This is a genomic window from Mariniflexile sp. TRM1-10, assembly GCF_003425985.1.
Classification (GTDB): Bacteria; Bacteroidota; Bacteroidia; order Flavobacteriales; family Flavobacteriaceae; genus Mariniflexile.
This window is the reverse complement of sequence record NZ_CP022985.1, coordinates 160,706-182,585: the sequence shown is the minus strand read 5'-3', so window position 1 is coordinate 182,585 and position 21,880 is coordinate 160,706. Positions and strand designations below refer to the sequence as shown.

The window sequence follows — 21,880 nt, the reverse complement described above, 5'->3', positions numbered from 1 at the left end:
ATTGGCATTAGAAGCGATGTTGTCATTGTAAAATTTAAATAAAAATATGTTTTTTATGAGGTGTAGATATTAGTATCATGCTTTTATTTAATAGCAGGGTTTTATTTATGTTTTTTTTGGGAAAACAAATACATTTGCAGCATGTAAATTTTTAAACTAAATCAATTTAAACCAACCAAAAATTATGAAAAAAATTACGTTCGTATTCATGTTAGTCGTAAGCTCTTTTAGTTTGCAGGCGCAATCTTATTTAGGGTTTTTAACAGATAACTATAGTGGTGTAAACAGTGTCATTGCAAATCCAGCGAATATTGTTGACTCCCGATTTAAAACCGATATTAATCTTGTTGGGATTAGTACTTTTGGAGGTAACGATTACTATGGTGTTAATATTTTTGATGCGATTAAAAAGGATTATGATTTTGATTTAGAAGCTAAAAAATCGCCAACAACAGATAATAATGCGGCACTGAATGTAGATATTATGGGACCTTCTTTTATGTTTAATATCAATGAAAGAAATTCCATTGCCATTTTTACCAGAGCGCGTTCGTTTGTTAATGTTAATGATATTAATGGTACTTCTATAGATGCTATTGATGATGATGTTTCGGATGATTTTAATTTAAACGAAGGTGATTTTAACGCTTTTGGACAGGCATGGGCGGAAGTTGGAATTACATACGCTAGAGTTCTATTCAATAAAGATGAGCACTTCTTAAAAGGTGGTCTTTCTTTAAAATATTTACAAGGTGGCGGTAGCGGATATGTTTATGGTAAAAATGTTACCGTAGATTATGATGCTGACGGATCAGGTCCAGATACAGCTAGCCTTACATCTACAGGACAATTAACCTATGGACGTTTTGACAATTTTGATAATGATAATTACGATTATGAACTTCCTGATGCTACTGGTTTTGGAGCCGATTTAGGGTTTGTTTATGAATGGAGACCCAACCATGCCGATTATACAACAACAAACGCCGATGGTGCATCATTCACTCGAAAAGACAAAAATAAATATAAATTAAAATTAGGTTTATCTATTACGGATTTAGGTTCTATTAATTATAAAGAGGCTCTTGAGGAAACGTTTGATATTACAAATAACGTAAGTGAAGATGATATTGAAAATGAAGACGATTTGAATGACATTTTGAATAATCTATATACACAAACCGATTCTAAAACAGGTTATAAAACAACATTACCAACAGCACTACATTTAAATGCCGATTGGAGTTTTAATAGCAAGTTTTACGTGAATTTAAACACAGATTTTTCTCTTGTGTCAAAAAATAAAATGAATGCTAGCCGTATTTCAAACACCGTGTCATTAACACCTCGTTTTGAAAGTAAATGGTTTAGTTTTTATCTGCCTTTAAGTGTGGTAGAAAATAATGGATTTCAAATAGGAACAGGTTTAAGGGCAGGACCATTATATGTAGGATCTGGTTCTATACTTTCTGCTTTAACAAGTGATAATAGTAAAGGAGCCGATGTGTATGCGGGAATCAAAATACCTATATATCAAGGAAAACCAAAAGATAGAGATAAGGATGGCATAATAAATAAATTAGATAAATGTCCAAAAGAAGCAGGGCCGATTGAGAACAATGGATGTCCTTGGGGAGATAAAGATTCGGACGGCGTATTGGATAATGAAGATGTTTGTCCAGAAACGGCAGGTCCTATTGAGAATAAAGGATGTCCTTGGGGTGATAAAGATGCAGATACCGTGCTAGACAATGTTGATGGATGTCCAGAAATAGCAGGTCCAATAGAAAATAACGGTTGTCCTTGGAAAGATTCTGATAATGATGGTGTTCTTGATAAGGATGATGCCTGCGTTGATGTACCTGGAACGGTTGCTAATAATGGCTGTCCTGAAGAAAAACTTGAGCCAATCGTAACAGAAGAGGTTCAAAAGTCTTTAAATGAGTACGCAAAAACTATTTTATTTGATTCAGGTAAATCAACTATAAAAACTGTGTCTTATGGTGTTTTAGACGAAATCACTACTATTCTTGGAGAGTACCCTAATGCTAAATTTTCAATAGAAGGTCACACCGATAGCGTAGGTAGCGACGTTTCTAATCTAAAACTATCTGAATCTAGAGCGAGTTCTGTGATGACGTTCTTAATTGAAAAAGGAGTGGCATCAAACAGATTGACATCAACAGGTTTTGGCGAAAGTAAACCAATCGCGGATAATACTACAAATGAAGGTAGAGCTCAAAACAGAAGGGTTGAAATTAATTTAGTGAAGTGATGTTGGGGGATGGTTGATGGCTGATGGTTGATGGGTGTTGGTTTTTGGTTGATGGTTGATGGAGAAATGTAAAAAAAAGTTGGTTGAAAAATGAAAAAAAACAGCTTTATAAAAACTTTAAACTTTTGCTTTTGAGACGTGAATCGTGAGATGTGAATTGTGAAAAGACAAATCGTGAAAGGAGTATCCTGTTGTCTTTTACAGAACTATCTTTCTAACAATCTAACTTTATAGCAATCTAACCATCTAATGGTGGTTGGTTGTTGGTTGATGGAGAAATGTGAAAAAATGTTGGTTGAAAAATGGCAAAAAGCAACTTTATAACAACTTTAAACTTTTTAACTCTGAACTCATAACTCCGAACTCATAACTGGTGAATCGTGAAAAGGCAAATTGTGAAAAGGAGTACTTGTTGTCGATTAAAAAAAAACCTTTCTGACCTCTAACCATCGTGAAAGGTAAGACAATTAAGAATTAATAATTAATCCTGAGCGTTTGCTTGGGATTTTTTATGCTATAAAGTTTGATAAACGGTTTTTTATAATATTTTTAAAATTTAGAAGTTCATTATATTAATAGAACTCATCTTGACTTTTTGTTTTTAACCAAAAATGAGATAAAATTTGTACAAATGAGGCACTTTTTGCAAGGCATAGTATCACTACGCATAAAAAAGTAACGAAATATGGATAAATTTTAGCCGTTCCTGCCTGCCGGCAGGCAGGTTTTAGGAAATAGAAAAAGTCAAGATGAGTTCAGTATTTTATTTGTTTTGTTGTTTATTTTATAAGAAAAAAAATACATTTGTAATATGTAAATTTTAAGCTTAACCAAAAAATTATGAAAAAAATCACGTTTTTATTTATGTTAATTGTAAGCTCTTATAGTTTGCAAGCGCAATCTTATTTAGGGTTTTTAACGGATAATTATAGTGGTGTAAATAGCGTCATTGCAAATCCAGCGAATATAGTTGATTCTCGTTTTAGAGCAGATATTAATCTTGTTGGGACGAGTGTTTTTGCTGGAAACGATTATTATAATTTAAACATCATGAAAGCGTATAATGATGATGATTATAATTTTGAAGGGGAGTCACGACAAAATCCAAAAATAAACAATAATGGAGGGGTGAATGTAGATGTTATGGGGCCTTCATTTATGTTTAATATAAACGACAATAACGCTATTGCGGTTTTTACCAGAGCGCGCTCTTTTGTGAATGCTAATGGAATTAATGGCAAAGATTTACATGCTATTGGAGAAGACGGAACTAATGATTTTATTGTTAATGAAAATGAATTTAACACTTTTGGGCAAACATGGGCAGAAATAGGACTTTCTTATGCTAGAGTATTAGTTAGTGAAAGAGAGACCTTTTTAAAAGGGGGGATTTCCTTAAAATATCTAAAAGGAGGCGGTAGTGCTCATGTAGCGGGTAGAAATATTATGATAGATTATGATGAAGATGGAACGATGCTTTCTGGAGGAGGAACCACAGGTAGTGTTTCGTCTACTGGCGACGTCATTTATGGACGTTCTGATGATTTTGATAGAGACGATTATGAATATGAATTCCCAAAAAGTGCTGTTGGTTTAGGTGTAGATATCGGAATAATTTATGAGTGGCGTCCCAATTATGGAGATTATAAACCTAGAAAAGTATGGCCAAACCGCTTAACATATAAAGAACAAAATAAATATAAGTTAAAACTAGGTTTTTCTATAACCGATATTGGTTCTATAAATTATAAAGATGGCATTGAAGATTTTTTTGATATTACAAATACCAATGTGAGCGAAGAAGCCATTGATAATGAAGATGATTTATACGATATATTAAACAATCTATATACGTTAACAAATTCTTCAATAGGGTATAAGGCTATATTGCCAACAGCATTACATCTGAATGCAGATTGGCGTTTTACAAATAATTTTTATTTAAATTTTAATACTGATTTATCGCTTACTGGAAAAAGCCAAATACACACGAGTAAAATAACAAATATAGTATCCCTTACGCCACGTTTTGAGAGTAAATGGCTTAGTTTTTATATGCCTTTAAGTATGGTCCAATATGCCGGTTTTCAGGTGGGAGCTGGTTTAAGATTAGGGCCACTTTATCTAGGCTCCGGTTCTTTGTTTACTAATTTGATAAGCGAGAAAAGCAAAGGGGCAAATTTTTATGCAGGATTAAAAATACCTCTTTTTCATGGGAAATACGATAAAGGAAGTAACTGCGATTGTTACTAGTAAACTAGTTTAATTTAAAAATTTTTCTCATGCCGTCACGAGCGGGACGCTCGCGATAGCGGAGAAGTTCATCGTGAAAAAGGCATCTTGTCGTTTAAAAAAAACATCTTTCTAACAATCTAACAATCTAACAATCTAACAGTCTAACAATCTAACAGTCTATCACATTAAACTCTTACAACAAAATCCTCCTTTACCTGTTCTTTTCTAAAAAACACAACCCCCCAAAAAAAGGTATCGATAGTAACGGTTACTTTTGGGTGTTGTTTTATGGTTTCCCAAGCTTCGGTCATTTCTTTCGACCAGTAGATATCATCAAAAATAAAAACCGAATCGTTGTGTGCCGTTTGTGTTAAGGTTTCGAAATACTGTAAAGTGGCTTCTTTTTGGTGGTTGCCATCGAAAAAAATAAGATCGAAGGTTTTAGGTGTTAGGTTTTTTATGATATCATTAAAATCTCCTGTGATAAGACTTATGTTCTTTAAATGGTGTTTTTCAAAAGTTGTTTTTGTGTATTCTGAAATCATCGGGCAACCTTCAATACTTGTAATTTCTGATTTTGGATTGGCTAAACTCATCGCATGTGTTGCAATGCCTAGGGAGGTGCCTAATTCTAATATGTTTTCAAAATTAAAATAGGCACTAAGGCGGTATAAAAGTTTGGCTCTTTTAATGGTCGTTCCTGTGTTTTTGGCAATTTCAGAAATAGTGCGTTCCTGCTGTTTTGTTACATGGGAACCTTTGCCTAAATCGGTTACTGTAATTTTAGTGTGGTCTTGAAGGAGTTGTTTTTTATATGCTGAAATGTTCTTGTAGGCTTCGTAATTTGCTGTATCGTAAAAGCATTTTGTGACTAAATTGTAGACAAAAGGGGAGTGCACACCGTGCTGGTTGGTGGATTTGAACAGGAATTTTATGTATTGAATGGCTTGATAAAACATTTTTTATTGTTTCAAAGTTTCAAAGTTTTAAAGCTTCAAAGTTTCAAAGTTGCAGAGCTTCAAAGTTTTAAAGTTTCAGAGATTTAGCTTTGTCTCTTTTTATAGTTTCAAAGTTTCAGAGTTTCAAAGTAACAAAGTTTCTAAGTACAAAGTTTCAGAGCTTCAGGTTTTCAGGTTTTTTTGCTTTTAGAGATTTTGACTTGTTTCTTTGTCACTTTGCAACTTAGCCTCTTTGTAGTTCTACCGTTGCTACTTCACACTTAGCCTTTTAGGTACTTTATAACCTTATAACCTTATAACCTTTTAACTTTTCAACTTAGCCTCTTTGTAGTTCTGTGGTTGCTACATTCCCACTTAGTTTCTTAGGTACTTTACCGCTTTGCAACTTTGTCTCTTTGCTACTTTGAAAATCAGTCACTTAGTAGTTCTGAAGCTGCTACTTCACCACTTACCCTTTTAGGTACTTTGTAACTTTATAACTCCTTAACTCCTTAACTTCTTAACTTTTCAACTTAGCCTCTTTGTAGTTCTGCCGCTACTACTTCACTATTTTGCCTCTTAGGCACCTTGTAACCTCATAACCTTATAACCTCATAACCTTTTTAACTTTTCAACTTAGCCTCTTTGTAGTTCTACCGTTGCTACTTCACCACTTAGCCCCTTAGGTACTTTGTAACTTTATAACTCCTTAACTCCTTAACTCCTTAACTTTTCAACTTTCCTCCAACTTAGATAACAACTCCAGCCAGCGTTCTTCCTTGGTTTCTATATCATCAATAATTTTCTGTAACGCTTCCGAAAGTTTGTTTATTTCCTCGGGTGATAAATCGGGATTGTTAAACTTTGCTTCTAGTTCTTTTTTGTCAAACGCTAACGAATTTAACTTGCTTTCAATATTTTTTAGTTCTTTTTCTTCGTTGTATGTTAGTTTGCTGTCTTCTGTTTTTTTCCAAGCTTTTTTATCTTTTTTATCTTCTTGGGAGTTGGAAATTACAGGTTGGCTATCTTCATAAACTCTGTAATCGGTATAATTTCCTGGGAAATCTTCAATGACGCCTTCGCCTTTAAAAACAAAAAGATGGTCGATGACTTTATCCATAAAATAGCGGTCGTGCGATACTACAATCACGCATCCGGGAAAATCCAATAAGAAACTTTCCAATACATTTAGGGTAACGATATCTAAATCATTAGTAGGTTCATCAAGAATTAAAAAATTAGGATTTTGAATTAAAACCGTACATAGATACAGGCGTTTACGTTCGCCACCACTTAGTTTTTCAACAAAATCGTATTGTTTTTTTCTGCTGAATAAAAAGCGTTCCAACAATTGTTGAGCCGAAATTTGACGTCCTTTTTTTAACGGAATGTAATCGCCAAATTCCCGAATCACATCAATGACCTTTTGCTCCGGTTTTATGGTGATGCCGTTTTGTGTGTAATAACCAAATTTAACCGTTTCGCCTAAAATTACTTTTCCAGAATCTGGTTTTATAGTTTGTGTTAATAGATTTAAAAAAGTGGTTTTTCCAGTGCCATTTTTACCAATAATACCAACACGTTCTCCATTTTTAAATAGGTATTCAAAACCATCAAGAATCACTTTATCCTTAAAGGATTTGGATACTTTATGAAACTCTACCACTTTACTACCCAAACGTTCCATGTTGAGTTCTAGCTGTACTTCATGGTCGTTTCGGCGTTGGCTGGCACGGTGTTTAATATCATGAAAATCGTCTATACGCGATTTCGATTTTGTAGTACGTGCTTTTGGTTGGCGGCGCATCCATTCCAATTCTTTTTTAAAGAGCTGTTTGGCTTTGCCGGTCTCCACTTCGGTTTGTTCAATTCTGGCCTCACGCTTTTCGAGATAATAGGAGTAATTGCCTTTGTAGCTGTACAGTTGCCCTTCGTCCAGTTCTATAATTTCGGTACACACGCGTTCTAGAAAGTAGCGGTCGTGGGTTACCATAAACAGGGTGATGTTTTCTTTTGCAAAAAAGGCTTCCAACCATTCAATCATTTCTAAATCCAAATGGTTGGTAGGTTCGTCAAGAATTAATAAATCGGGTTTGTTTATGAGTGCGTTTGCTAACGATAAACGCTTTTTCTGCCCCCCAGAAAGTGATCCTACTTTTTGGTTTAAATCTTCAAGTTTTAGTTTGAAAAGTATTTGTTTGTATTGCGTTTCAAAATCCCAGGCTTGATGCTGTTCCATTTGCTCGAATGCTTTTTGGTAAGCATCCGAGTTTTCAGGGTTTAAAAGGGCCTGTTCATAATTTGAAATGACTTTTAAAATGGGATTGTCGCTTGCGAAAATGGTTTCTTCAACCGTTAAGTCCTTGTCCAATTTTGGGTCTTGTGATAAAAACGAAACCACAATACCATTCCTATAGGTTATATTGCCGGAATCGGCTTCATCATCACCGGAAATAATATTTAGAATAGAGGTTTTACCCGTGCCATTTTTCGCTACAAAAGCTATTTTTTGGTCTTTATGGATGCTAAAAGAAATGTTTTCGAAAAGCGTTAGCTCTCCGTAAGATTTCGATATATTTTCAACAGTTAGATAATTCAAAAGGATATTTTTTTGCAAATAAAGGATAAAAAACCAAAAATACAGTGATAAGTTTTATTGTTCATTTTGAAAAGTTATATTTGTGCTAAATCAATTACCCCTATGATGAAACAAACATTCCTGTTTATCTGTGTGTCAATCAGTGTTTTATGTTCTTCGTGTATCACCAATAAAGATGTCGTTTATTTACAGGATAAAGGTACTGTTAAACAGGATTCATTATTGATTAAAGAGTTGTCTAAACCTTACAGGGTTCAAGTTAATGATATTTTAAGTATTAATGTAAAGGCTTTGGATAATGAGCTTACGGCTATTTTTAATCCTGTTGGAGCTAACCATATTAGTACGGCACAAGGACAAGCGGGTTTGTATTTTAGTGGCTTTACTGTTGATTTACATGGTAATATTAAATTTCCTATTCTGGGAGAGATTAATGTGTTAGGTTTTACCATTAAAGAAATAGAGGAAAAAGTTAAAAAGGAGCTATTGGCTCAATATTTCAAAGAATCGGCAGAATTATTTGTTACCGTAAAATTGGCAGGTTTACGTTATACCACCATAGGCGAGGTGGGTACAGGTGTGCATACGTTATTCCAAGATAGGGTAAATATTTTAGAGGCTTTGGCCAATGCGGGCGATATCAGTCAGACAGGTGATCGAAAAGATGTTTTGGTTATCAGGCAGTATCCCGACGGACAAAAAATACACCATATAGACTTAACAGACATTGCGGCAATGGATTCGCCTTATTATTATATTCAACCCAATGACATCATATTGGTGAAGCCTTTAAGGCGTAAATCTTTAGGAGCAGGACAAACGGCTATTCAGAACATCACCACGATGGCTTCTATATTGTCTGTATTGGTGTCAACCTATTTTTTAACTCGAAATCTTTAAAATTTAAGTTATGATTGAAGAATTTGAAGTTTCAGAGTCGGGAGCAAGTAGTTTTGATATAAAAAAGTTTTTATTCAGAGCCTTAAGTTATTGGAAACTTTTCTTAATACTATTGGCTATTGGTGTTTTCTTTGTTTATCAAAAAAACATACGGGAAGAGTTCTCTTATCGTTTAGGAACAAAAATTTCTATTGAAAATGATAACAATCCATTATTCACGTCCAATGCCAGTTTGACCTTCAACTGGGGAGGTGTTACAGCTAAGGTTCAAACCATGATTGTAACCTTAAAATCGAGGTCACACCATGAAAAAGTAGTGGATCGCTTAGAGTTTTATAAAAGCTATTTAAAACAGGGCAGGTTTAGAATGCAAGATATTTATAAAGCGGCGCCTTTTAGATTTTACCACGATTATAATGCGCCCCAACTTTTAAACATTCCAATAAAAATAACTTTTTTAAATACCAATTCTTTTGAGTTGGAAGCCGAATTTTTAAATCCCAGCGTACAAGTTCAAAATTACACCACTAAAGACATTTCGACGGTTGGTGTGTCTGTTGGAATTTTTAAAGAACAATTTAAGATAGGAGATACTATAAACTTACCATTTTTAAAAGGCGTTATTAATTTGGCTGAAAACAGAAAAGCCCATGTAGGCGAGCCATTCTTTATACAATTTAGTAATTTTGATAGTACGGTTGCTAGTTATCAAGGCAGAACAGCCATAGGGAGTACTGCAAATTCCCCCATACTTGATATTTCCCTGATACATAAAAATACCGAAAAGATAGTTGATTATTTAAATGGCATTGTGGAAGTTTTAGGTGAAGACCAATTAAATAGAAAAAACCAATACGCTACCAACGCCATTAATTTTATAGATGAACAAATTTCTAGAGTAAAAGGCGAATTATCTGAAAATGTTGAAGCACTTAACGACTACAGAAAGAAGAACAAAATTTACACACTTGATGATGAAACGGACCAGCTAAAAGACAAGCTAACAAAATTTGATGCCGAAAAGGAACATATAACCAGACAGCTAAGTTATTATTCCAATCTTAAAAACTATTTGTTAAGCAGTAGCACGTTTACCGAAATACCAGCACCATCTATAGCAGGTATAAGTGATGGCAATATTTTATCAAATGTTTCCAAAATTAACGATTTATCCGTTCAAAAATCGAAGTTGCAGTATTCGGTACGTAGTGATGCATCCGTTTTCAATGATTTAAACAGACAAATTGAAGGTATAAAAAATGTACTTTTAGAAAACATTAGTTCGGTTACTAATGGTTTAAAAAGGGAGTTAAGTACCGTTAGTTCCAATTTGCATGCTATTGAATCCCAGTTTAGTAAGCTTCCGGAAGATCAACAACAGTTAATCACTATTAAGCGCCAATATTCTTTAAGTGAACAAACTTACAATGCTTTTTTAGCGAAACGAGGCGAAGCACAAATGATTAAAGCATCAAATGTGTCAGATATTTTAGTTATCGATCCTGCTAAAAATACCGGAGCGACTGTATTGGGTAGAAATTTAAACATTCGATATGTATTTGCCTTCTTTGGAGCTTTACTTATTCCCTTACTATTAGCGTTTGTTTTAACATTTTTAGATAATCATATCCATACTCCGATGGATGTGGAACAATTATCACCCATCCCCATGTTAGGGATCATTGGCAAAAATAAATTGGATGATAATTTAGTAGTCCATAGAAAGCCAAAATCGGCCGTAGCCGAAGGGTTTCGGGGCATACGTACTAATTTGCAATATTTTTATAAGTCTAAAGACTTAGAAGGCGCCAAAACATTAATGGTAACATCGTCTGTAAGTGGCGAAGGCAAAACATTTTGTTCCATTAACATCGCTACGGTTTTTGCATTAAGTGGCAAGAAAACTATTTTGCTGGGACTGGATTTAAGGAAACCTAAGATTTTTGATGATTTTAATATTAAAAATGATATGGGTGTTGTAAATTATTTAATTGGGCAAGAACCATTAGAAACTGTCATTCAGCACACAGAAATTGAGCATTTAGACGTTATTACCTCGGGACCCATTCCTCCAAATCCTTCAGAATTATTAATAAGTGAAAAGCTCACTGAACTATTAATAGTTTTAAGAAGTAAGTATGATTATATTGTTTTAGATACACCGCCAGTAGGTTTGGTAGCTGACGCTTTAGAACTGTTAGTGCATGTGGATGCTTCTTTGTATGTCGTTAGACAAGATTACACAAAGAATGGGATGCTTCATTTTATAAATGAAAAATATAAAAACAAACAAATAAAAAATATCAGTTTCATCTATAATGGCTACGACCGAAAAGCAAAATATGGTTACGGCTATGGTTATGGTTACGGGTATGGCTATGGTTACGGTTACGGCTATGGAAATTATGCCAATGGGTACCATGATGAGTCTAGGAATAAAGGGGTTTTAAATCGTTTGAAGGCGCTTTTTAGATCCAATAAAGGACGCTAATTTATTTTTTGAAGCAGGCTTTATCCGTACACTATCTACGGGACAACTATGGAGTATCAATGGAGTCATTTATCAGTAATATTTTTAATATATGGCAAAAATTCAAACATATCCAGATGTCGGTCTGAGCGCAGTCGAAGACATTGAAAATATCGTTTTTAATCTAAATAATTCCCTGAAGGCTCTGCCTCGAGGATAGTCTGTTTCAAGAAATTTTTTATTTGCATTTCACAAGCTATGCTTTTGTCTTCAAATAAAAATTATGTACTAAAGTAATATTTAATAAAATCGAATGGAAGTCATATATTAGTGTAAATTAATGAAGACATTACTTAAATTGGCCATAGAAGCAGCTATTTATGCAGGTGCTGAAATAATGAACATTTATTCCGATAGTTTTGAGGTTACTCTAAAACAGGATGATTCGCCATTAACAATAGCCGATGAACATGCTAATGCCATTATTAATTCGTATTTACAAAAAACAGCCATTCCCATTATAAGCGAAGAAAACAAGCAAATTCCCTACGAAATAAGAAAAGATTGGGATATGTGTTGGATGGTAGATCCATTAGACGGCACTAAGGAATTTGTAAAACGGAATGGAGAGTTTACTGTAAACATAGCATTGATAAAAAACAATAAACCTGTTTTAGGTGTTATTTATGTTCCAGAAACTAAAACAGTGTATTATGCTTTGGTATCAAATAACAAAGCCTATAAGGCCGAGTTGGATACCCATAAATTCACCGATGCTATTTTTATAAACAGTACGGAACTGGTACCACAAAAAGAGTTTGGTAACCAGATTAAAATAGTAGGCAGCCGTTCCCACAAAAGCGAAGCAACAACCAATTTTATTAAAAATTTAGAAGCTCAAGGCCACGACATTCGTTTGGTTTCAAAAGGAAGTTCTTTAAAATTCTGTTTGGTAGCACAAGGTGAGGCTAACATCTATCCTAGATTTGCACCCACTATGGAATGGGACACGGCAGCTGGACACGCCATCTGTAATGCGGTAGGTTTAAAAGTAAGGCATGTTGACAAAAACGATGAATTGCAATACAATAAAGAAGATTTATTAAACCCCTATTTTATAGTTCAATAAAAGTAATGGAGCATAATAGAAAGCAAACATATACCATAAATAGGGAAGATAGGACCCTCATAAATAAACACAAACCCTGTTTAATATGGTTTACGGGTTTGTCGGGTTCTGGAAAATCCACCATAGCTAATTTATTGGAAAAGGAATTGCATAAGCAGGGCGTGCATACCTATACCTTAGATGGCGATAATTTGCGACGTGGATTAAACAAGGATTTATTATTTACAAAAGAAGACCGTATTGAAAATTTAAGACGCACCGCCGAAGTCGCTAAATTGTTTATTGATGCAGGTTTGGTGGTTATAGCGGCTTTTATTTCACCGTACAACAAAACACGTGAAGATATTAAAGCCATTGTAGGTAGTGATTATTATATAGAAGTGTTTGTCAATACCCCTTTGGAAGTTTGCGAGCAACGCGACGTTAAAGGTTTGTATAAAAAAGCACGGGCAGGCACTATAAAAAATTTCACAGGCATCAGTGCGCCTTTTGAAATACCGACAAAACCAACATTAGAAGTTGAAACGCTTAATGAAAGCCCGGAAGAGGCAGTAGTTAGAATTTTAGATGTTTTAAAAAGTAAATTATGATAAGCATTTAAATAATGTTGTCACACTGAGCCTGTCGAAGTGCTTTTTAGAAGAAGTTTGGAATGTTCAGACTGACAGTGAAGTCTATGTGAATATGTTGTCACACTGAGCTTGTCGAAGTGCTAGAAGAAGTCTTAGGATGCTCAGTCTGACAAGGGAACATATAAAGTAAATTATATGAAAAATTATTTTGTTTATATAGTTAAATGTGAAGACGATTCTTTTTATACGGGAATTACAAATAATCTTGAAAGACGATTGTTTGAACACAATAAAGGTATTGATAAACACGCTTATACATATCAAAGAAGACCTGTGGAGTTGGAATGGTTTGAAATGTTTACTGAACCTTCCCAAGCCATTATGTTTGAAAAGAAAATAAAAGGATGGAGTAGGAGAAAAAAGCAAGCTTTAATTGATGAAAATTGGGATAGATTAGTGGAATATTCAAAAAACTATACACAATATGGTAAGGATGGTGAGACTTCGACAAGCTAGTCTGATAACGGGAATGGTATTAAATATGCCTGTCATACAGAGCCTGTTGAAGTGATATGAAGGAAGTGTAGTTAATAGGACTTCGACAGGCTCAGCCTGACAGGGTAACTATATAGAAAGTAAGAGGATAAATTAAGCTTGTCACACTGAGCCTGTCGAAGTGCTTTTTGGAGAAATCTTGAAATGCTCAGACCGACAATGAAGCCAATAGAGAACATGTTGTCGTACTGAGCCTGTTGAAGTGATATGAAGGAGTGTAGTTAATAGGACTTCGACAAGCTCAGTCTGACAGAGTAACTATATAGAAAGTAAGAGGATAAATTAAGCTTGTCACACTGAGCCTGTCGAAGTGCTTGTAGAGAAGTCATAGGATGCTCAGACCGATAATGAAACCAATAGAGAACATGTTGTCGTACTGAGCCTGTTGAAGTGATATGAAGGAGTGTAGTTAATAGGACTTCGACAAGCTCAGTCTGACAGGGTAACTATATAGAAAGTAAGAGGAAAAATTAAGTTTGTCACACTGAGCCTGTCGAAGTGCTTGTAGAGAAGTCATAGGATGCTCAGACCAACAGTGAAGTCTATAGTGAATATGCTGTCACACTGAGCTTGTCGAAGTACTTTTTAGAAGAAGTCTTAAAATGCTCAGTCTGGCAGTGAAACTATAAAAGTAAGAGGGTAAATAAGTTTGTTAAGTAGGAAAACAAAAAGTTAAGAGTATCAAAACACACTAAATTGAGAAACCAAAAGCATGCAACTTGAAACCAAAATATATCAAAAGGAGAACAACTTAAAAATAGGCAAGCTATTAAGTGCAAGTGCCAAAGATTTTTTTGGTTCTCATTTTTTAGCAAAACAACTAGCCACCCGAGATATAAAATCACAATACCGACAGTCGTATTTAGGGATTATTTGGGCTTTTATTACACCTATTAGTTCTGCTTTTGTTTGGATATTTTTAAACTCAACAGGAACAGTCAATCTTTCCGATACTGGTGTGCCATATCCCGTATTTGTATTTTCAGGAACCTTAATTTGGTCTATTATTACAGAGTCTATTAATTCTCCGACAAGTAATACCAATGCAGCTAGAGGTATTATGACCAAAATAAATTTTCCAAAAGAAGCCTTGATTCTAACAGGCATTTATAAACTGCTTTTTAATAGTTCTATAAAAATAGGGCTGTTGGTGGTTTTAATTTTTGCATTTGGTATCGGATTTCATTGGTCTTTGTTATTGTTTCCGTTCGCTATATTGGCAGCCATTCTATTTGGTACTACTATTGGGTTGTTTATTACACCTATCAGCCTTATTTATAATGATATTGCTAAAATCATCAGTATGGGTTTAAGCTTGTTGATGTATATAACACCCGTGGTTTATGCCATTCCAAAAAGCGGTATTATGAAAACCATCATGGAATTAAATCCATTTACGGCACTTATTTTAACGGCAAGAGATTTGGCTCTGGGAACTTCGCCAGCGTATTTGGGCTATTTTTGTTTGGTTTTTGCAATAAGTCTTTCTTTGTTTTTTATTGGTCTGCTGTTTTATAGAACATCCATTCCTATAATCGTTGAACGTTTAAGTGCTTGATGAGGTGAATCGTGAAAGGTGAATCGGGAATCGGAAATCGTGAATGGTGAAAGGTGAATCGGGAAGATGAAAAGTGAATGGTGAAAAGTGAAAAGTGAATCGGAAAACGAAAACAACGTCTCACGCCTCACGTTTCACGTTTCACGTAAAAATAAATAAATATGGAGCATAAAGATTTAGATGTATGGAAGTGTAGCATGGATTTAGTTGAGGAAATCTATACCATGTCATCTAAGTTTCCAGATGATGAACGTTATGGTTTAACCAGTCAAATACGAAGGTCCGCTATTTCAATACCTTCTAATATTGCAGAAGGTTCTGGAAGAAAAAGTGATAAGGAATTAATTCAATTTATTTCAATAGCTTTAGGGTCATTAACGGAATTGGAAACACACTATTTGATCGCTATAAGATTAAAATATGTTGATGAAACTAAAGAATTAATGACGTTAATAACAAAAGTAAAACAATTGTTATTAGGGTTTAGGAATTATTTGAAACGGAAATTGTGAATCGGGAATGGTGAATCGGGAATGGTGAAACGTGAAAAGTGAAAAAGTGAATCGAGAAACAGAAACAACGCCTCACGTCTCACGCCTCACGCTTCACGATTTGAGAAAGGTGAAAAGTGAATCGGAAAACGAAAACAACGTTTCACATTTCACGTCTCACGCTTCACGTCTTGTACAAAATATGATAGAAGAAAAAAACATAGAAACAACTAATGAAGTCCTTGTCAAAGTAGAAGGACTTTCAAAAAAATTCTGCAAAGATTTAAAAACAAGCTTGTGGTATGGCGTAAAAGATTTGATTTCTAATATTCACGGTAATAAAAATGAAAGACTGTTACGCGATAAAGAATTTTGGGCGGTAAAAGACATCAATTTTGAGTTACGCCGTGGTGAATGTTTAGGCTTGATAGGGCATAATGGTGCAGGTAAAAGTACGTTGCTGAAAATACTCAATGGTTTAATAAACCCCGATGCCGGTAAAGTTACCATCAAAGGGCGGGTTGGTGCGCTTATTGAATTAGGCGCAGGTTTCAATCCCATTTTAAGTGGTAGGGAAAACATATACAATAACGGGGCGGTTTTGGGGTTTACCAAAAAAGAGATTGATGCTAAAGTAGAAGACATTATAGATTTTGCTGAAATTCGTGAGTTTATAGACATGCCCGTGCAAAATTATAGTTCTGGTATGAAAGTACGTTTAGGCTTTGCCGTAGCAGTGCAAATGGAACCGGATGTATTGATTATTGATGAGGTTTTGGCGGTGGGGGATGTTAGTTTTAGGGCTAAATGTTATGATAAGATTTCTAAAATAATTAGTAATTGTGCAATCATATATGTTAGTCACAGTATGCCCTCCATAAATAGAATTTCAACTTTTGTAATGCATATCAATAAAGGGAAATCGAAAATTTTTTATAACATTGGAGAAGGAATTAATGAGTATTTATTTACATCCACAAACCAACATAAGAATATTAAATTTAGCATACCAGAAGTGACTATTGATAATTTTCCAGAAATAATAGCTGTCAGAACATCCAATGAAATATATTATCAATTTGATTTAAAAGTAGTGGGTTTTAAATTTAAAAATGCGAGTTTATACTTAAATATACTCTCGGGAGATCAGTTACCAATCTGTTTTAACTATATTCAAATAAGTGATGAAATTGATAGCAAAAGAAAGTTTATTTTTCATGTTGAAAAAAATCTTTTGGCATCAGGAGAATATTATGTTTCAATAGTTATATATGACAATGGAGGTAGAGAGCAAGTATTGTGGTATCAAAATATTACTAAAATTAAGGTTGAAGGAGAAAACCATTTTAGAGCTCCAATTATTATTGACGGAAAATGGAAAATAGTATAGAAAGAAATTGGTTAGTTCTAGGTGGTGCTCCAAGATCAGGCACTACTCTTTTGGCGTTGCTCTTGAATAGTCACCCAGAAATTTATGTTACTAATGAGCATAACTTAACAGAGCTATTAAATAAAGTTGAAAAAATTTATTTTAAAGAATCCGAATATAATAATAGATTTATACAGTTTGAGAGAGAAAAAGGAGTTAAAGAGACTTGGAAAAATAGTGATATTTTAGAGCAAACTTTACAAAAGAAAAACTCATTAGTTAAGATATTAAATATTTTATATGACGAAAATGCAAACGCTATAAACAAAAACAATTTGACTGTTTTGGGTGATAAATTACCAAGGTATTATTTATTCGATTTTAGTAAGTTTAATGAAGAATTAAAAAAAACTGTAAAATTCATTCATATTAGTAGAAATCCATTGGATGTAATTAATTCCATGATTGTAAGGCATCAAAACAAGTCCAGAGGGAAGGACACATGGACTCTCACATCTACATTAGAGGAAGCAATAAATGAATGGATTTTAGGATGGAATTATATTATAAAAAACGAAAGCAATCATATTTTGCACATAAAATATGAAGATTTGTGTTTGTTTGATAAAATTGGTACAATAGAAAAGATATGCGATTTTGTCAATGTTAAAAATGAATTCAATTTAGAAATAATACAATCTGATCGATCTAAACATTTTGAAAGAAATAAATTAAATGAAGATTATCTTTTTAGAATTAAAAAAAAATTAGGCGATATTATTTTTGAATGGAATGACAATGATTTAGGATACCTAAAACAAAAATATGGAGAATACAAAGCAATAGAGCTATCTAAAAAGAAAGTAAGTTTAATTAATAAAGTAAAATTAATTGGTAAAAGAATTTTTTAAAAGGATGCTGAATTTTTTTGGATTAAAATTAATTCGAATAAGGAAGAAATCAAATCCATTGAGACAAAAAGACTTTTTCAATAAAGAATTTATCTTAAATGGTCATGTAGAAGCCCCTTATAACAACCTGCCGTTTGCAGGAGAAGCACTTAAAAAATTTATTACTGATTTTGATTTTTCAACAGTTCTGGATATTGGTAGTGGAGAAGGAAAGCATAGCGATATGCTTCAAAGCGAAGGAAAAAAAGTAACCTCAATAGATTTTGGAAAATCTATATATTTTGAGAAGCGTAGCGACAACCATACTTGTATTTTTGGAGATTACTACACGTATAATTTTGATAATCCATTTGATGCAATTTGGGCATCTCATGTTTTAGAGCATCAACCAAACCCAAATTTGTTTTTAAAAAAAATACATAACGATTTAAAAGAAGGTGGCGTATTAGCAATTACAGTACCGCCTTTAAAACATGAGATTGTAGGTGGACATGTAACATTATGGAATGCTGGGTTATTAATGTATCAATTAATATTGGCAGGTTTCGATTGTAGAGGTGTTTCTATCAAATCTTATGGCTACAACATAAGTCTTATTCTTAAAAAGAAAAGTATAATATCATACCCAGATTTAAGTTATGACAGCGGAGACATAATTAAATTGGCAAATTATTTTCCTAAAGAAATTACAGAACCTTTTAACGGGGATATAAAAGAGTTAAATTGGGGTAATTTATAGACTAATGAAGACAATTCTTTATCTTACTAGCGTATTAACCAATCAGAATATAACTTTTATAAATAAAGTATCTAATTGCCTTGGGGAGAATGGTACTAAATTGATAGTTACAGGGTGGAGTCCTATATTAAAAGAGTCACCCATAATACCACAATATATAAAACTTCCTGAACCTTTAAATTATTTTGCTCCAGTATATTGTAATCAAATTATTAAATCGGAATTTGAGAATTATGACTTATCTATTGAATTTTTGTTGAATAGATTTAATTGGTGGTTTCCAAAATCAAAAAATGATAGCGAGGTACAAGCCCGTATGGCATTTTTACATTACCATTTATGTTTTTTTTTAACATTAATCAAAAAATATACACCTTTTTTGGTATTGGTTTGGAATGGTAACGACCCCCGACAATATATACTTAGTCATTTATGCCAATGGTTTAAGATTAATAGACTTTTTGTAGAAAGAGGTACTTTACCTTCATTATTGTTTTATGATAGCAAAGGGGTGCTTAGCCATAGTTCAATAGCTAGTTTGCAACAGGAAACGTTTATTAAAAACACTTGTGATTTAGATAAATTTAAACATTATGTTGGATGGTATAAAAATACTTCTGAAACACTTTGGGAACAACCAGAAAGAAAGGATCAAGAAGACTTAAGGACTAAATTTGGAATAGACAAAGAACAAAGGATAATTTTATTTATTGGACAAGTTGATAATGATATTCAAGCCAAATTATTTAGCCCTTATTTTAGTTCTAACAAACAGGCATTTGAGTGGTTTATTGATTATGGAGTGGAGGAAGGTTACTTTGTTTTGGGAAAACATCATCCTAAAAGCTCAGTTCCAAAATATGAATACGATGCCCTGATTCAGAATAAACTCAATGTTGTTTGGACAGATCAAGTGCCATTGGAACAATGCTTGGAAATAGCTGACAAAGTCGTGACAGTTAATTCTTCTGTTATTTTTGATGCATTGTTGTATGAAAAGCCGGTATTGTCACTAGGGGCAACGATGCTAGATGGAAAAGGAATTCTTTATGAGTATAATCCTAAAAATATGGATTTAGTTTTAAAATTGTTTTATAAGGATGATGATTTATCTTTGAAGATTAACAATTTTAAGTGTCTTTTGGATTATATGTTAAATTATAATTTTGTTTTCTTAAATGAAGATAAAGATATTTTAAGATTTACACAATTACTCTTAAAGTTACAAGATAATGACATTCTTAAAAAAACGGTTGATGATTTAAATGCTAACGTAGTAGAGAATTATTTAAACAACATAGGTAGTTTGCCTAAAAGTAAGCCTAAACTTAAAAATAAGGTTGTTAGTTATTTGAAAAAGATAGTTAAAAAAATAAAATATAGTTTTTGAAAGAACAAAGGAATATATTTTCTGTATCTGTGGTTGTACCTTGTTATAACCAAGCTCAATATTTGGATGAATGCTTACAGTCTGTACTAAACCAAAACTATACTAATTGGGAATGTATTATTGTAAACGATGGCTCTAGTGATGATACAGAAGTTATTGCTAAACGTTGGGTAGTTAAAGATAAAAGGTTTAAGTACTACTGTCAAGAAAACTCTGGTGTGTCCAGTGCAAGAAATCTTGGTATTGAAAATGCCAAAGGATATTATATGTTGCCACTAGATGCCGATGACTTAATAGCAGAAGATTATATTTCACTAGCTATAGAAGCTTTCAAAAAAAATGATAATTTAAAAATTGTTTATTGTCAAGCCAAAAAATTTGGCAATGAAAGCAGGTATTGGGAATTACCCAAGTTTCATATTGAAATATTACTAAAGGGTAACATAATATTTAATTGTGCAATGTTTAAGAGAGAAGATTGGCAAAAAGTTGGTGGCTATGATACAAGTTTTACAATAGGTTATGAAGATTGGGAGTTTTGGATTAGTTTGTTAAAAAATGGAGGAAATGTTTACCAAATACCAAAAGTATGTTTTATGTACAGAATTAATAACGAATCTAGAAATAATAAACTTATAAAAGAACAGATGGAAGAGATATCTAAGCAGATAAATGCAAAACATATTGATGTCTATGCTAAAATATTTGGTAGTTACAATAGTTTACTGTTTAGGATAGATAATTTAAAGCAGCAAAGTCAGTTATTAACAAATGAACAAAATGGGTTTGGTCATAAATTAAAAAGGCGAATAAAAAGTGTGATCATTAAAATAATAAATATTAATAGAAAGCATTGAAGCCTTTAGTTTCCATATGTATTCCTACCTATAATGGTGCCCAATTTATTGCAGAAGCTATGCAATCTGTCATAGCCCAAACCTATCCAAATTTAGAAATTATAGTTTCAGATGATGCTTCAATAGACAATACATTAGTAATTATTCAACAGTTAAAACAAAAAACAAGCATTCCCATAAACATCTATCATCATAAACCAAATGGCATTGGAGCCAATTGGAATAATTGCATTAAAAATGCCAATGGTAAATACATTAAATTTTTATTTCAAGATGATATTTTAAATCCCATATGCATTGAGGATATGGTGCAAGTTCTTGAAGCCAATAAATCAATAGCATTAGTGGCTAGTAAAAGAGAACTTATAGTTGAAACATCTTATTTAAATGAAGAAACTGAAAAGTGGATAAAGGGTTACGGAAATTTACAGGAAGCATTACAACTGCCATTAAAGAATGGTATGCGAATTTTGGATAGACAGTTATTTAAATCAGACCTGTTTTTGTGTTCGCCATTAAATAAGGTAGGAGAACCTTCGGTGACATTATTTAGAAAGGACCTATTAAAAAAAACTGGTTATTTTAGAGAGGATTTAAAACAAATTTTAGATTATGAGTTTTATTATCGTATTTTAAAAAAATATGAAATAGCCATTTTAGAAAAGGAATTGGTTAAATTTAGGTTGCACCAACAACAAGCTACCAATCTGAATAAAGGTAATGATAGTTCAGATTATATAGCATACGATAGGATAATTTATAAAGAGTATTTTAAGTTTCTTAATAAAGAAAAGCAAATAGATTATCTGAAAAAATATAATCCTTTTGTGAAAAAATACTATTTGGCTGTTAAACTACTTTTAAAAATAAAAAGAAGATTACATTTATAAAG

The 21,880-nt window shown here is 33.1% G+C and carries 17 protein-coding genes; 15 read left to right on the top strand and 2 right to left on the bottom strand.

Going from position 1 to position 21,880, the window contains the following annotated elements; translation table 11 throughout:
• The first annotated feature begins 184 nt into the window (after positions 1-184).
• Positions 185-2,275: an OmpA family protein gene (locus tag CJ739_RS00930; RefSeq protein WP_117172196.1), complete on the top strand. Its 2,091-nt coding sequence runs from the start codon at positions 185-187 to the stop codon at positions 2,273-2,275.
• Between the two features lie 840 nt (positions 2,276-3,115).
• Entirely contained in the window at positions 3,116-4,528 is a 1,413-nt protein-coding gene (locus CJ739_RS00925) for a DUF5723 family protein (protein ID WP_117172195.1), read from the top strand.
• Positions 4,529-4,695: 167 nt separating this feature from the next.
• On the opposite strand, the gene CJ739_RS00920 is transcribed toward CJ739_RS00925, so the two are convergent.
• Positions 4,696-5,469 carry an O-methyltransferase gene (locus CJ739_RS00920; RefSeq protein ID WP_117172194.1) on the bottom strand — a complete coding sequence of 258 codons (774 nt, stop codon included), beginning with the start codon at positions 5,467-5,469 and terminating at the stop codon, positions 4,696-4,698.
• A 712-nt stretch (positions 5,470-6,181) separates the two neighbouring features.
• A complete protein-coding gene (locus CJ739_RS00915; protein WP_117178650.1) occupies positions 6,182-8,047 on the bottom strand; it encodes an ABC-F family ATP-binding cassette domain-containing protein in 1,866 nt (621 codons plus the stop codon).
• 102 nt (positions 8,048-8,149) lie between these two features.
• Between CJ739_RS00915 and CJ739_RS00910 the strand changes: the two genes are divergently transcribed.
• The 13 genes from CJ739_RS00910 to CJ739_RS00850 all read left to right on the top strand — a co-directional run bounded on the left by CJ739_RS00910 (position 8,150) and on the right by CJ739_RS00850 (position 21,878).
• Positions 8,150-8,947 carry a polysaccharide biosynthesis/export family protein gene (locus CJ739_RS00910; protein WP_117172193.1) on the top strand — a complete coding sequence of 266 codons (798 nt, stop codon included), beginning with the start codon at positions 8,150-8,152 and terminating at the stop codon, positions 8,945-8,947.
• A gap of 10 nt (positions 8,948-8,957) precedes the next feature.
• Positions 8,958-11,438, top strand: coding sequence for an exopolysaccharide transport family protein (locus CJ739_RS00905; protein ID WP_117172192.1), 2,481 nt, complete (start codon positions 8,958-8,960; stop codon positions 11,436-11,438).
• Between the two features lie 319 nt (positions 11,439-11,757).
• Positions 11,758-12,546, top strand: a complete 789-nt coding sequence (cysQ, locus tag CJ739_RS00900) for a 3'(2'),5'-bisphosphate nucleotidase CysQ (RefSeq protein ID WP_117172191.1) — start codon at positions 11,758-11,760, stop codon at positions 12,544-12,546.
• Between the two features lie 5 nt (positions 12,547-12,551).
• Positions 12,552-13,136: an adenylyl-sulfate kinase gene (cysC, locus tag CJ739_RS00895; protein WP_117172190.1), complete on the top strand. Its 585-nt coding sequence runs from the start codon at positions 12,552-12,554 to the stop codon at positions 13,134-13,136.
• A gap of 177 nt (positions 13,137-13,313) precedes the next feature.
• A complete protein-coding gene (locus CJ739_RS00890) occupies positions 13,314-13,634 on the top strand; it encodes a GIY-YIG nuclease family protein (protein WP_117172189.1) in 321 nt (106 codons plus the stop codon).
• Positions 13,635-14,385: 751 nt separating this feature from the next.
• Entirely contained in the window at positions 14,386-15,231 is an 846-nt protein-coding gene (locus CJ739_RS00885; protein WP_117172188.1) for an ABC transporter permease, read from the top strand.
• Positions 15,232-15,392: 161 nt separating this feature from the next.
• Positions 15,393-15,743: a four helix bundle protein gene (locus CJ739_RS00880; RefSeq protein WP_117172187.1), complete on the top strand. Its 351-nt coding sequence runs from the start codon at positions 15,393-15,395 to the stop codon at positions 15,741-15,743.
• A gap of 181 nt (positions 15,744-15,924) precedes the next feature.
• Positions 15,925-17,112: an ABC transporter ATP-binding protein gene (locus CJ739_RS00875; RefSeq protein ID WP_117178649.1), complete on the top strand. Its 1,188-nt coding sequence runs from the start codon at positions 15,925-15,927 to the stop codon at positions 17,110-17,112.
• On the top strand, positions 17,097-18,002 hold the full coding sequence (locus CJ739_RS00870) for a sulfotransferase family protein (protein ID WP_117172186.1): 906 nt from the start codon (positions 17,097-17,099) through the stop codon (positions 18,000-18,002). The genes CJ739_RS00875 and CJ739_RS00870 overlap by 16 nt, the downstream gene beginning before the upstream one ends.
• A 4-nt stretch (positions 18,003-18,006) precedes the next feature.
• Positions 18,007-18,741 (top strand): class I SAM-dependent methyltransferase, encoded by a 735-nt coding sequence (locus tag CJ739_RS00865; protein WP_162880086.1) that lies wholly within the window; start codon positions 18,007-18,009, stop codon positions 18,739-18,741.
• Between the two features lie 4 nt (positions 18,742-18,745).
• Positions 18,746-20,131 (top strand): capsular polysaccharide export protein, LipB/KpsS family, encoded by a 1,386-nt coding sequence (locus tag CJ739_RS00860; protein WP_117172184.1) that lies wholly within the window; start codon positions 18,746-18,748, stop codon positions 20,129-20,131.
• On the top strand, positions 20,128-20,988 hold the full coding sequence (locus CJ739_RS00855) for a glycosyltransferase family 2 protein (protein WP_117172183.1): 861 nt from the start codon (positions 20,128-20,130) through the stop codon (positions 20,986-20,988). Before CJ739_RS00860 ends, CJ739_RS00855 begins: the two co-directional genes overlap by 4 nt.
• Positions 20,985-21,878, top strand: a complete 894-nt coding sequence (locus CJ739_RS00850; RefSeq protein ID WP_117172182.1) for a glycosyltransferase family 2 protein — start codon at positions 20,985-20,987, stop codon at positions 21,876-21,878. The genes CJ739_RS00855 and CJ739_RS00850 overlap by 4 nt, the downstream gene beginning before the upstream one ends.
• Positions 21,879-21,880 lie beyond the last annotated feature (2 nt).